Source organism: Flavobacterium sufflavum (assembly GCF_004016525.1).
Lineage (GTDB): Bacteria > Bacteroidota > Bacteroidia > Flavobacteriales > Flavobacteriaceae > Flavobacterium > Flavobacterium sufflavum.
Window position 1 is genome coordinate 50,358 of sequence record NZ_SACJ01000002.1, and the last position, 14,307, is coordinate 64,664.

At 32.8% G+C, this 14,307-nt stretch carries 9 protein-coding genes; 8 read left to right on the forward strand and 1 reads right to left on the reverse strand.

Annotation, left to right across the window (positions count from 1 at the left end):
- The first annotated feature begins 444 nt into the window (after positions 1-444).
- From EOD40_RS03180 to EOD40_RS03200, 6 genes are all read left to right on the forward strand, one after another.
- The gene (locus tag EOD40_RS03180; protein ID WP_128193467.1) at positions 445-2,337 is read left to right on the forward strand and encodes an outer membrane protein assembly factor BamB family protein; all 1,893 of its coding nucleotides are present in this window, start codon (positions 445-447) and stop codon (positions 2,335-2,337) included.
- 5 nt (positions 2,338-2,342) lie between these two features.
- Positions 2,343-3,374 (forward strand): hypothetical protein, encoded by a 1,032-nt coding sequence (locus EOD40_RS18205; RefSeq protein WP_231129571.1) that lies wholly within the window; start codon positions 2,343-2,345, stop codon positions 3,372-3,374.
- A 161-nt stretch (positions 3,375-3,535) separates the two neighbouring features.
- Positions 3,536-4,303 (forward strand): hypothetical protein, encoded by a 768-nt coding sequence (locus EOD40_RS18210; protein WP_231129572.1) that lies wholly within the window; start codon positions 3,536-3,538, stop codon positions 4,301-4,303.
- Positions 4,304-4,541: 238 nt separating this feature from the next.
- On the forward strand, positions 4,542-7,943 hold the full coding sequence (ileS, locus tag EOD40_RS03190; RefSeq protein WP_128193468.1) for an isoleucine--tRNA ligase: 3,402 nt from the start codon (positions 4,542-4,544) through the stop codon (positions 7,941-7,943).
- Positions 7,944-7,951: 8 nt separating this feature from the next.
- Positions 7,952-8,332, forward strand: a complete 381-nt coding sequence (locus tag EOD40_RS03195; RefSeq protein WP_066325548.1) for a TraR/DksA family transcriptional regulator — start codon at positions 7,952-7,954, stop codon at positions 8,330-8,332.
- A 113-nt stretch (positions 8,333-8,445) separates the two neighbouring features.
- Positions 8,446-9,048 carry a lipoprotein signal peptidase gene (locus EOD40_RS03200; protein ID WP_128193469.1) on the forward strand — a complete coding sequence of 201 codons (603 nt, stop codon included), beginning with the start codon at positions 8,446-8,448 and terminating at the stop codon, positions 9,046-9,048.
- Positions 9,049-9,110: 62 nt separating this feature from the next.
- Here the strand turns inward: EOD40_RS03200 and EOD40_RS03205 are convergent, their stop codons facing one another.
- Positions 9,111-9,680 carry a 5-formyltetrahydrofolate cyclo-ligase gene (locus EOD40_RS03205; protein ID WP_128193470.1) on the reverse strand — a complete coding sequence of 190 codons (570 nt, stop codon included), beginning with the start codon at positions 9,678-9,680 and terminating at the stop codon, positions 9,111-9,113.
- 150 nt (positions 9,681-9,830) lie between these two features.
- Between EOD40_RS03205 and uvrC the strand changes: the two genes are divergently transcribed.
- Positions 9,831-11,630 carry an excinuclease ABC subunit UvrC gene (uvrC, locus tag EOD40_RS03210; RefSeq protein ID WP_128193471.1) on the forward strand — a complete coding sequence of 600 codons (1,800 nt, stop codon included), beginning with the start codon at positions 9,831-9,833 and terminating at the stop codon, positions 11,628-11,630.
- A gap of 41 nt (positions 11,631-11,671) precedes the next feature.
- On the forward strand, positions 11,672-13,870 hold the full coding sequence (locus EOD40_RS03215) for a patatin-like phospholipase family protein (RefSeq protein WP_128193472.1): 2,199 nt from the start codon (positions 11,672-11,674) through the stop codon (positions 13,868-13,870).
- Positions 13,871-14,307: the final 437 nt, after the last annotated feature.

The window sequence follows — 14,307 nt, forward strand, 5'->3', positions numbered from 1 at the left end:
CCTATTGTTTTTATGGGTTAAATGTTAAAATTATAGCTATATAATGTCTTAGTTTCTTAATTTTTTTATTTATATGAGGTGTTTATCAAATTTAGTCATAATAAATTGAAATTTAATATTTTATGTACAAAACTGAATTCGAAATGAACAAAGGTGTTTTACTCTGTTTCATGCTATTGGGGTCTTTAGCCGAACATGAAGGTAATTTGTTCAAAAAAGTTATTGATTTAAAATTGGTTAGCAATCAAAAAGTGTTTCAAGTTATGAAAGGCAATTGGTTTTAAAAATCCTCATCGATTATTATTCTTATTATTTGGATGGTTTAAAAAAACTAAAATCACCAGATTTTTGAAAGAATTTTTTTCTTAATTTGGTAATATTTGTTGTATATTCGCACATAATTATTTTAATCAGAATTAACATATAACTAATTATTTTACTACTATGCGGAAAATTACTTTTTCTATTATTTTACTTCTGTCGGTGACAATTTCAGCTCTTTCTCAAAGAAAATACGACGAAATAGTTAAGACCGACAATGCTGTTCAGGATTTAGTACAAAACGAAATTACTGGAATCGTTGTTTTTAAAGAAGGCGGAACTGTAAAAGGTTTGGATCCCGAAACAAAAAAAATTGTTTGGACTTTAACTAAAAATGATTTTGGTACTACATCAGCAGGAGATATTTTAAAAGATCCTGACTTTGGGAAAATTTTTAAGGATAAAAGTGCTTTAACAAGTGTTCCGGGAAGTCCTTATGTTGAAGCTTATATCAACAATAAATATATAATTATTAATACAGATACAGGTAAAGTAGTTTACAATTCATCGAAGGAATCTTTTTGGGTGACACAATCAGATTTTATTCCTGAAACAGATGAGTATTTGCTTACTTTGAAAAAAGATGGAGATATGGCAATTGCTTTGTTGGATATGAAGACTGGCCAATTGAAATGGAATACAACTGTAGATAAGGCGAAATCATTATTTAGTTTTTCTTTAAGAGAATCTGTAAATACAAATACTGCTACTGTACACGGATCAGTGATTTATTACTTATTGTACGGAAAATTATATTCTTTTGACAGGAATTCAGGAAAATTAAATTGGAAAGGAGAAGAAGATTATTCAAAATTCTTCTTAACTCAAAATGATAAAAATATTGTTGTAGTTAATAATGCTGGAGTTTTTTCAACCAAACAATATTTAAATGTATTAAATACTGAAACAGGAAAAAGTATCTGGAAAGAATCTATCAAAACAAAAAGAGTTATTTATCTTGAAGATTGGGGGACTAAATTATTAATTGCTCATTTTAGTGGTTTTAATTTTTATGATTTAAAATCAGGAGAGAAAATCTGGAAAAAAGATGCTCGTGGTGACGGTTTAAAAAGAGTTATTCCTATTGATCAGGATTTCTTATACGTAGCTGAAAACGAAATGATGTTAATTAATAAAGATGGAGAAAAACTTTGGAAAAAATTCATTGAAATATCTGATGACAAAGAAGATCCAATTTATTATTTAGGTAAAGTAGGGCAAAAGGTAATGTATCTTACATCTACTTATGGAAATATGGTTGATTATAAAAGTGGGATTAAACTTTGGAAACGTAATATTCAATTTGATAAAAATCGTCCGGTATTGCCTGCTTATGATGAAGCTACAAATTCTTACGTGGTGTATAATGATGAAAAGTTATATAAATTTAATCCAAGTATAAGTGATAAGCCAGATCCATTCGCTAAAGTAAATGTTAAAAATGAAAAAGATTTAAACAGTATTGAATTTTTTAATTGGGGAGTTGTACTTTCTGGTCCGGTTGAAGTGATGGGAGTTAATATGGATGGAACAGTAAAATACCATCATACATATACCCAGCCTGGAGAGGGCACAAGACGTCTTATAAAAAGTGCAGCCATAGTTGGAAGTATTGGTCTTGGTGTAGCTTCAGCTGTTAGTGATATAAAAGGCGCTGAGATTACAATGACTTACCGCGATTCTAATGGAAATATGAGGGAGGCAGTTTTGAGAAAAGAAGATAAAACTAATTTGAACCAAGCAAAAAATTATGCAGCAGGATCGGCAGCATTAGGATTAGTTGCTGAAAAATTTAACTCTCGTTTTAATGCGATGAAGCAAAATAGAGATTTTTCTTATATTTTTGCAAAAGCAGATACTGGAGAAAAACTTTTAGTTAAAGTTAGTAAAGCTGATGGAGTTGAGGTTGATAAAATTATTTTCAATAACAATAAGCCGCTTTATGAGATTGATCCAGCAACTCAGAATATTTTTTATGCTTCTGATAATTCAATTCAAATTTTTAATAAAAAATAAATACAATGAAGCCATCAGAATTTGATTTTGATGGCTTTTTTTTTGCTATGAAAAAAACGCTGCTATTTGTAGTTTTTCTTGTGATAACTTCCATTCAGGCGCAAGAAAAAATAAGTTTTAAAAAAAAGAAATTTTATATACCAACAATCCGATACTCCTCTTTTCCTATTCTTGATAATGTTTTAACGCAAACAACTTTTTATCAAATGGATAAGCAGTTAATACAAGAAGAAGCAATCTTAAAGAAAAATTACTTTGATATAGACGGATTTATAAAAGACCCTGTAAATGGAAAACTAAAATTATATTTAACCATTGCGCTGCCTAAATATAATGCAACAAAAATTGATAGTACATTTGATAAAAAGAAGAGTGCCTGGAAATTTCAAGCCTATTCTAATTTTGATGTAAGAATAAAACTGGAAGCAAAATGTTTTGATAAAGTCTTATTGTCTCAGGATTTTAATACTATAGAATCGTTTATAGTTGGTGGTGGGTATCAAAAAGGAAATGTGAAAGTTGCTGTAGATTTGAATAATAAAAGGATTGCACAAGCAGAAAGGGATGATGATTATACTGCTGAAGAATTAGGAATAGATATAGTGATTTATAATTCTGTACAAAGAATTCAGAATTACCTTAATTACAAATTGTCTTATACAATAGATGAGGCTAAAGTAAAGTTTGAATTTGTAACTTCCAAAGCCCATCCAGAATATAAGCAAATGCTGGATTTTGAGACAGAAATTACAACTCAATTGGAGAAAATAACAATTGAAAAAGGTTTAGATGAAAAATTGTTAGCACCACATTTGCAGTATTTAGAAAGTTTATTGGTTAAATATCCTCTCTCCCCTGCGAATGAAAATATTCGGTTTATTATAACAAACAATTTAGCCGAAACTTATTTTCTACTTGAAAACAGGGAAAAAACCTTGCAATACGCTAATTTGCTTATTGAGAACGATAAGCAGGATTCAAGAGATCGGCTATTATTAAAAGACTTAATAATGTCATTTTTGCCGATAAAAAAATAAGGAGTCATACAAACCGTTTTGTAGAACTTAAAAAGTTAGGTCTTAAAATTGCTGAAGAAAAAGAAGAAAAAAGATTAGCTTTTTTTGAAAAAATAGAGCAGGAGGATGCAGATTGGGAAATTGAGAAATCGAATCGTGAAGCAAATTTAGAAAAAGCTAAAATGCAAAGATTTAATTTACTTGATTCTGTTCCGTATCAGTCAAATGCTAATCTGCTGGCTAAAGTAGTTGATAATTTAGGAGGAAGTCTGGCGTTAAAGAAATTGGAGAAGGCTCATTTGTTTTCTAAAATTAGGATAGAAGGTAATAATATATCACAAACAGAAGAAAAGTGGGCGACAACCTTTCATTATCTTCTTAGAAAAAGAATGCCTGAAAGCTATTATGAAATAATGAATGGAGCTGAAGCATGGAGTCATGATGATCGTGAAAGTGGTGAAAATGCAAAATGGACAAAATTAACTGCATATGATTATAGTAATTTGTCTAAGAATGCTGATTTAGTAAATTTTCTAACTGATTTTAGACTTGATTTATGGAATAATTTGGAAGTTTTAGAAGACGAGATGTACGAAGGTAGACTATGTTACCATTTGAATTATTTTGAAAAAACACTAAGTTCAGCTAATAGAACGATTCCTAAAACTGATTATCATGTTTTTATTGATAAGGAAAATTTTACTATAGTTTCAACTGAAAAAACAGAATTTTATAATGGAAATAAGAGTTTCTTCGAAAGAAAACTCTTTAGTGATTATCGTCCTGTTGCAGCATTAAATTCAGGAAAGATTCCTCATAAAATTAATTACGAAATTGAAGATTTTAATGGAGAAACTATCTACGAGGAACAAAGGGAGAAAGTCGAAATAAATCCTGTTTTCGGGAATAGAATTTTTATGAAAGAGGTTTATTTCGGAGGATTCAGATAATTCGGATTTATTAAAATAAATAAAAAACTGATTGTTTTTAGTTGACACCTTTATTTTTGAAGGCTAGTTCTAAAAATCATCAGTTTTTTATTTGAAATTAAACTTGTTTTTCAGGTTCAAATTTGAAAAGTATTCCTTGTCTATTACAAAATGTAGTCTTTTGTTCTTTTTCCGGTCATCTTTTCTCTAATTTCCTCAAAATTCCTTACTTTCGCACCTCGTTTAAGAAAAGGATAAAATGAGTACAAAATTTACTGAATACAAAGGACTTGACTTGCCAACAGTAGCGTCGGAAGTTCTTGATTTTTGGAAGAAAGAAAATATATTTGAAAAGAGTGTAACTACTCGCGAAGGAGCTGAGCCTTACGTGTTTTTTGAAGGTCCGCCTTCGGCAAACGGATTACCGGGAATTCACCACGTAATGGCACGTGCGATTAAAGATATTTTTTGCAGATATAAAACCCAAAAAGGATTTCAGGTAAAGCGTAAAGCGGGTTGGGATACTCATGGTTTGCCAGTAGAATTAGGTACTGAGAAAGAATTAGGAATTACCAAAGAAGATATCGGGAAAACTATTTCGGTAGAAGATTATAACGAAGCCTGTAAAAAAACGGTGATGCGTTATACGGATGTGTGGAATGATTTGACCGAAAAAATGGGTTATTGGGTAGATATGGAAGATCCGTATGTGACCTATAAGTCCAAATATATGGAGAGTGTTTGGTGGCTTTTGAAGCAAATCTATAATAAAGATTTGATGTACAAAGGTTACACTATTCAGCCGTATTCTCCAAAAGCAGGAACTGGATTGTCTTCGCATGAGGTGAACCAACCAGGTTCTTACCGCGATGTTACAGATACTACGATTGTGGCTCAGTTCAAAGCTAAAACTGAAAGTTTACCGGGCTTTTTAGAAGGTTTTGGAACGATTCATATCTTGGCCTGGACGACAACTCCCTGGACTTTGCCATCGAATACCGCTTTGACAGTAGGTCCAAAAATCGATTATGTTTTAGTAAAGACTTTTAATCAATATACTTTTGAGCCAATCAATGTGATTTTGGCTAAAAACTTAGTGGGGAAACAGTTCGGAAAAACATATTTCGCAACTGAAGAAGCTGCTGATTTTGAAAATTACAAAGCAGGAGACAAAAAGATTCCATACCAGATTTTAACTGAAGCTAAAGGAGCTGATTTAGTTGGTATTCGTTACGAACAATTATTGCCTTGGGCATTGCCATATCAAAATCCTGAAAATGCGTTTAGAGTAATTTCGGGAGATTTCGTTACTACTGAGGACGGAACGGGAATTGTACATACGGCTCCAACTTTTGGTGCTGATGATGCCAAGGTGGCTAAAGAAGCTACTCCTGAAGTTCCGCCAATGTTAGTTTTAGACGAAAACGGAACAGCAGTTCCATTGGTAGATTTGCAAGGTAGATTTGTTGAAGGTTTAGGCGAATTTGCAGGGAAATATGTTAAAAACGAATATTATGATGCCGATCAGGCACCGGAACGTTCGGTTGACGTAGAGATTGCTATTCGATTAAAAGAAGAAAATAAGGCCTTTAAGGTTGAGAAATATGTACACAGTTACCCACATTGCTGGAGAACTGATAAGCCTATTTTATATTATCCTCTTGATTCATGGTTTATCAAAATCACTGAAGTGAGAGATAGAATGTTTGATTTGAATGAAACCATTAACTGGAAACCTAAAGCAACCGGAGAAGGACGTTTTGGGAACTGGTTGAAAAATGCCAACGACTGGAATTTATCGCGTTCAAGATATTGGGGAATTCCATTGCCAATTTGGAGAACCGATGACAAACAAGAAGAAATTCTGATTGGTTCGGTTGAAGAACTGTACAACGAAATCGAGAAATCTATTGCTGCCGGATTCCAAAAAGAAAACCCGTTCAAAGGTTTCGAAATTGGAAACATGAGCGAAAGCAATTATGATTTAATCGACTTGCATAAGAATGTAGTGGATGGAATTACGTTGGTTTCTGCTTCCGGAAAACCAATGAAGCGCGAAAGTGATTTGATTGATGTTTGGTTTGATTCAGGAGCGATGCCTTATGCGCAATGGCATTATCCATTTGAAAACAAAGAGCTAATTGACAACAATAAGTCATTCCCGGCTGATTTTATCGCTGAAGGTGTGGATCAAACACGTGGATGGTTTTATACTTTGCATGCTATTGGGACATTGGTTTTTGATACTATTGCTTATAAAAACGTAGTTTCTAACGGATTGGTTTTAGACAAAAACGGACAAAAAATGTCTAAGCGTCTGGGGAATGCCGTCGATCCATTTGAAACTTTAAAAGAATATGGTCCTGATGCTACCCGTTGGTATATGATTGCCAATGCGAATCCTTGGGATAACCTGAAATTTGATATTGAAGGTGTGGCTGAGGTGCGACGTAAATTCTTTGGAACACTTTATAATACCTATTCATTCTTTAGTTTGTATGCTAATATTGATGGTTTCAAATTTGATGAGGCTGAGGTTCCATTGAACGAAAGACCGGAAATTGACCGTTGGATTTTATCAGAATTACATACTTTAATCAAATTAGTTGATGAAGCTTATGCCGATTATGAACCAACGAGAGCTGCTCGTGCTATTTCTGATTTCGTACAGGAAAATTTAAGTAACTGGTATGTTCGTTTGTGTCGTCGTCGTTTCTGGAAAGGGGAATATGCTCAGGATAAAATAGCTGCTTACCAAACGTTGTATAGCTGTTTGTTAACGGTAAGTAAACTGAGTGCGCCTATAGCTCCGTTCTTTATGGACAAGCTTTACAGAGATTTAACTTTGGCAACATCTTCAGAGAAATTCGACAGTGTACATTTGGCGGAATTTCCAAAATACGTTGAAAACTTTGTTGATAAATCGTTAGAGAGCAAAATGCAGAAAGCTCAGACCATTTCTTCATTGGTTTTATCACTGCGTAAGAAGGAGATGATTAAGGTGCGTCAACCGCTGCAAAAGGTAATGATTCCAGTACTTGACGAGAAACAGAGAGCTGAAATTGAGGCCGTTTCTGACCTGATAAAAGCAGAGGTAAACGTGAAAGAAATCGAACTTTTAGACGATGCTTCAGGGGTTTTGGTAAAGCAGATTAAGCCTAATTTTAAGGCACTTGGACCACGTTTTGGAAAAGATATGGGATTGATTTCCAAAGAGATACAAAGTTTTTCTCCGGAACAGATTAACCAATTGGATAAGGAAGGAAGCTTAAGTATTGTTATTGCAGGAAAAGACGTAACTTTATCATTAGAGGATGTCGAGATAACATCTCAGGATATTGAGGGTTGGCTGGTTGCCAATTCAAACGGAATTACCGTAGCACTTGACATCACGATTTCTGAAGAATTGAAGAAAGAAGGAATTGCAAGGGAGTTAGTCAACAGAATCCAGAACATCAGAAAAGATTCAGGATTTGAAGTGACTGATAAGATTAAGGTCTACTTGCAAAACAATGTTACTCTGGAAGCAGCAGTAAACGAAAACGATGGATACATCAAATCAGAAACATTAACCGAAGAGTTGGTTTTTGAAGGGCATATTGAGAATGGCACAGAAATTGAATTTGATGACATTAAAACTAAAATAACAATTACAAAATAATATTGATCATGGTAGATGAAGCAACACGATACTCAGACGCCGACTTGGCAGAGTTCAAAGAGATAATCCAAAAGAAGATTGAGAAAGCACAAGCCGATTTAGATTTGATAAAAAGCGCCTATATGAATGACTTGAATAACGGGACAGATGATACGTCTCCAACATTCAAAGCTTTCGAGGAAGGTAGCGAAACTATGTCTAAGGAAGCGAACTCTCAATTAGCTATCCGTCAGGAAAAATTCATACGCGATTTAAAGAATGCTTTATTCCGTGTAGAGAACAAAACTTACGGAATTTGTAAAGTAACGGGTAAATTAATTAGCAAAGAAAGATTGAAAATTGTTCCTCATGCTACAATGAGTATTGAGGCTAAAAACCTTCAAAAATAATAATTGAGATTTCAATATTAGAATTCCAAATTCCAAACCTAATTGTAAAATTATTGGAATTTGGAATTTAATTTTTATAAATTACCTATTTTTGCGCACTTAAAATTTTTAAAATGTCACTACGAAAAGCGTATCTACTTATCTTCATTGTATTAATAGTTGATCAGATTTCTAAAATATATGTAAAAACTAATTTTATATTAGGAGATGAAGTTGAAGTTTTCAATTGGTTTAAAATTCATTTCATAGAAAATGAAGGAATGGCTTGGGGAACTCAAATTCCCGGTACCTATGGAAAATTGGTTCTTACCTTATTTCGATTAGTAGCTGTTGGAGGTATTGGATACTGGTTGTGGGATTCAGTAGAAAGAAAGCACAGTAGTAATTATTTAATTGTGGCAATTGCTTTAATTCTGGCCGGTGCTTTTGGAAATATTATTGACTCGGTTTTTTATGGAGTAATCTTTGACGATAGCAGTTCGCAATTGGCAACATTGTTTTCAAATAAACCTTATGGAGAATATTTTCATGGAAAAGTAGTCGATATGTTTTACTTTCCTTTCTGGAGTGGAAATCTTCCGGAATGGTTGCCGGTTTGGGGCGGAAGAAATTTTACTTTTTTTAATGCTATTTTTAATGTTGCCGATATGGCAATATCAACAGGAGTAGGGATTTTGATTGTTTTTAATAAAAAAGCTTTTCACAAACACGAATAGTAAATTCTTGTAAAAAATACAGAACCGTCCCGATAGCTATCGGGACGGTTTTTTTATGGAATTTAAAAACTATAAATGGTTTTTGGAGTTACACAGTAATTCAATTGGATGTCTCCATCGTGAACATCGTCTATTGATTCTTCGGCTTCAAAGAATGATAGTCCTATTTTAATGGTTTCGGCTTGGCATTCGCCTAAGAATTTATCGTAAAAACCTTTGCCATAACCCACCCGATGTCCTTTTTTGTCAAAGGCTAAAAGTGGTATGAAAACAACTTCAATTTTTTTTGACGGTACTTCTATGCCGTCAACGGGTTCAGGAATATTATATTCGTTTTTTTTGATCTTGGTATTATCGGTTAAAAGATAATGTGTCATTTCCCGGGTTTGGAAATTAGATTTCGAAACCAGAATCTCTTTGTCTTTGCCTGAAAGCAAATGTAAAATCAATTCTGTGTCGATTTCCTGTTGTTCTTTAATGGGTAAAAAAACATGAAAGTAGTTTTTTTCCCAAACAGGAAGTTTCAGCAATTGATTGGCAATGGCTAAACTCATTTCTTCGATGTCGTTTTCAGAAAGTTGTTTTCGCAGTGTTTTGTATTTTAAACGCAATTCTTTTTTATTGTTTTCCATTTTTGATTTTATGCTGTGGAATTAAAAACTAAAAGTAGAAATAATTATTTGTAATTCGTAAATTTGATTAGAAATCAAACAATAGCTTTAAATCAGCATGATTTTGGGTTTTTTTGATGTTCTCAATCTTTTTTTTGAAACAAAATTCTAATGCAAAAAACAGCTCTCGAATTACAAATTCAAACTTTACCGGACAGTCCAGGTGTTTATCAGTATTATGATAAGGAAGGCAAGATTTTATATGTGGGTAAGGCAAAGAATTTAAAAAAACGAGTTTCTTCTTATTTCAATAAAATTCACGATACGGCTAAAACCAATGTCTTGGTTAAGAAAATTGTAACTATAAAACACATTGTGGTTCCTACCGAAACTGATGCGCTTTTGCTGGAAAATAATCTGATAAAAACGCTTCAGCCCCGATACAATATCAATTTAAAAGACGATAAAAGTTATCCTTGGATTTGTATTAAGAAAGAACCTTTTTCGAGAATATTTTCTACAAGAAGAATGGTCAAAGATGGTTCGGAATACTTTGGTCCTTATACCAGTTTTAAAACGGTGAATACCATTTTAGAATTAATCAAAGAATTGTATCCGTTACGCACTTGTAATTTTGATTTGAGTGATTCTAATATTGAAAGTGGCAAGTTTAAGGTTTGTCTTGAATATCATATTGGCAATTGTAAAGGCCCGTGTGAAGGTTACGAATCATTAGAAGAATATCAAAAACAGGTTAACGCTATCAGGGAAATTCTGAAAGGGAATTTCAAAGAAAGTTTGAAAGATTTCAAGAAATTGATGATGCAATTGGCGCAAGACATGCATTTTGAAGAGGCGCAAAAAATAAAAGAAAAGATAGAAGTTTTAGAGAATTATCAGTCGCGATCTACGATTGTGAATCCTAAGATTACCAATATTGATGTGTTTTCTATTGTTTCTGATGAAAGTGCCGCTTATGTCAATTTTTTACAAATTTCGCACGGCTCGATTATTCGTTCCCATACTTTGGAAATCAAGAAGAAATTAGCCGAAACCGATGAAGAATTATTGGAATTAGCTATTGTAGAGCTTAGAGAGCGATTCCAATTGTTGTCGAAAGAAGTAATTGTGCCTTTTGCAGTTGATTTAGGCGAAAACCTAAAAGTCACCGTGCCGCAATTAGGTGATAAAAAGCAGATTTTAGATTTGTCTATTCGAAATGCTAAATTTTACCGAATTGAACAATTAAAGCAATTGCAAATTGTAGATCCTGACAGACATACCAACAGAATTATGGCGCAAATGAAAAAAGATTTGCATTTGCCAGTGGAACCAAGGCATATTGAATGTTTTGATAATTCGAATATTCAGGGAACTAATCCTGTTTCGGCATGCGTGGTTTTTAAAGATGGGAAACCAAGCAAAAAAGACTATCGCCATTTTAATATAAAAACCGTAGAAGGACCTAACGATTTTGCTTCGATGGAAGAGGTGGTTTATCGTCGTTATAAACGATTGTTAGACGAAGAGCAGTCGTTACCACAATTAATTATTATTGATGGAGGCAAAGGGCAGCTGTCATCGGCATTGAAAAGTATTGACGATTTAGGTTTGCGGGGAAAAATCAGCATAATTGGCATTGCTAAAAGGTTAGAGGAGTTGTTTTATCCGGGTGATTCTGTTCCGTTGTATTTGGATAAAAAATCTGAAACCTTGAAAGTAATTCAGCAATTGAGAAATGAAGCCCATCGTTTTGGAATCACACATCATCGGGATAAAAGAAGTAAATCGGCATTGAATTCTTCGATAGAATCGATTCCGGGAATTGGCGAAAAAACCATGTTAGCATTAATTCAGCACTTTAAAAGTGTTAAAAGATTGAAATTGGCGACAGAAAAAGAAATTTCTGACGTTGTAGGAGTATCAAAAGCCAAAAAAATTACCGATTTTTACAAAACCACAGCACATTGATTTAAGTACAGCCGTTTAATGTCAAAAATGAAGATTGTTTTATGAAAAAATATATTCTTTTATTGCTTGTTTTTTTTAGTGGCCTGACTGTGTTTTCACAAAAAAAAGACAGACCGAAAATAGGATTGGTTTTAAGCGGTGGAGGAGCTAAAGGATTTGCTCATATTGGAGTTCTTAAAGTCATAGAAGATGCCGGAATTAAGATTGATTATATTGGCGGTACCAGTATGGGAGCGGTTGTTGGTGGTTTGTATGCTGCTGGTTATAATGCTGCCCAGCTCGATTCGATTTTTAAAGCAACTAATTTTGACGAATTATTAAGCGATTATATTCCCAGAGAAACCAAAAATTTTTATGAGAAAAGAAATGATGAGGTTTACTCAGTGGTTTTACCATTTAATAAGTATAAAATAGGGATTCCTGATGCCCTTTCTAAAGGCTTGTATAATTTTAATTTATTAAGCCGGATCACCAGAAATGTTAGGCATGTAAGGGATTTTAATAAGTTGCGAATTCCCTTTTTATGTATAGGTTCGGATATTGAAACGGGAGAGCAGGTGGTTTTGAATAAAGGTAATTTAGCAAGAGCCATGATTGCCAGTTCTGCATTTCCGTCTTTGTTTTCTCCAGTGGAATATCAGGATCATTTTTTGGTAGACGGAGGTGTTGTTAATAATTATCCCATAGACGAAGTTAGAAAACTAGGTGCTGATATTATCATCGGAGTCGATGTACAAAACGATTTATTGGACAGAAAATCACTTAATGATGCTACAAAAATCTTAGTTCAAATTACCAATCTTCATTCTATCGACAAGATGAAGGAAAATATTTTAAAGACAGATATTTACATTCGTCCTGATATTAAAGATTATGGAGTGATGTCTTTTGATAGTGGTCAGGAGATTCTGGGTAAAGGAGAAGAAGCTGCTTTTTCTGTTTTTGAACGCTTAAAACAATTAGGAGTAAAGTCTGAAAATTATAAAAAACCAAAATTAAAAATTCAGGGTGATAGTTTGCAAATTGAGAACATCAATTGCAATGAGTTAAAGAATTACACTAAGGAATATGTTTATGGTAAATTAAGATTTAGGCCAGGTTCTAAAATTAGTTATGGTCAACTGCAAACAGGAATCAATAACCTGAATGCGACACAGAATTTTAGTGCTATCGATTATTCATTTGAAGATATTAATGGGAAAGATAATTTGAATTTGGATTTAAAAGAGAATCCAATCGATACTTACTTGAAATTTGGATTGCATTATGATGGTCTTTATAAGAGTGCGGTGCTGGTGAATTTAACGCATAAGAAGACATTCTTTAAAAATGATGTTGCTTCTTTTGATGTTATTTTAGGAGATAATTTTCGCTATAATTTTGATTATTATATCGAGAATGGATACAATATTAGTCTTGGATTCAAATCTTATTTGAATCAGTTTAATAGAAATATTGAGGGGCAGATAAGTAATCTAAATTTTGATGATTTAGGGGTGAAAAGCTTAAATATAGATTTGTTTGATTTGACGAATCAATTGTATTTTCAGACCTTGTTTGCGCAACGGTTTTTGATTGGCGGTGGTGTGGAATATAAATATTTGAATATAAATTCGAAAACCTTAAATGCAGAGCCTGTAATAGATAAAAGTGATTATGTGAGTGTTTTCGGGAGATTCAATTTTGATTCTATGGATGATAGGTTTTTTCCAAGAAAAGGCTGGAGTTTTTCGGGAGACATGCATTCCTATCTTTTTTCTTCAAATTATACAAAAGAGTTTATGCCGTTTTCAATAGCAAAAGCTAATTTCGGATTTGCTTTTCCTTTGTTTAGAACTGTTGCTGCTAAAATTCAAACAGAAGCAGGATTTTCTATAGGTAATAAAAGTGTTTCTTTTTTTAATTTTATTTTGGGAGGATTTGGTTATAATGTGACAAATAATTTCAGTCATTTTTATGGTTATGACTTTTTGAGTTTAGGAGGTAATAGCTACATTAAATCCACTTTGACCTTAGATTGGGAAATCTTTAAAAATAACCACATTAATTTTACGGCTAATTATGCTAATATAGGGGATGATATTTTTTCAACAGTCGATTGGGTTTCTATACCTCAAAATTCAGGTTATGCAATAGGATATGGTTTAGAAACTGCTATAGGACCAATTGAAATAAAAAGGAGTTGGTCGCCGGAAACTAATGGTAGTTATACCTGGTTTAGCGTTGGATTTCCTTTTTAATACCTAAAAACAAAAAATTAAAGAAACGAATAGTAGACTGAAAGTCGCGGTTTTTGTCAAAAACTGCGACTTTTTTTTGTTAACAAAAGCTTTTTAAGTCAGGAATAATTAGCTTTTTGATTTTCGGTTTAAAAGTAAAATTAACACTTTAATTTTTTATCACTGTTTTTTTTATGATATGTAAAAAAAAACAGCTGGGCTTCCGAATCTTCTTTTAAAATTATGTTAAACTGTATTTTTACTATAGAAATCGCATTTTCTTGCCGTATCTTTGTCATATCAAAACAAAAGGCGTGGTTTCCTTTTGGTTTATATAAATTTAATAATTTATAATTTTTTGGTTGGTTAATAGCATAAAAACTCAGTCATTATTTGACTGAGTTTTTTTGTTTTAATATATTTGGAACAGAATTTGCAAAATTGAATCAATAAAAATA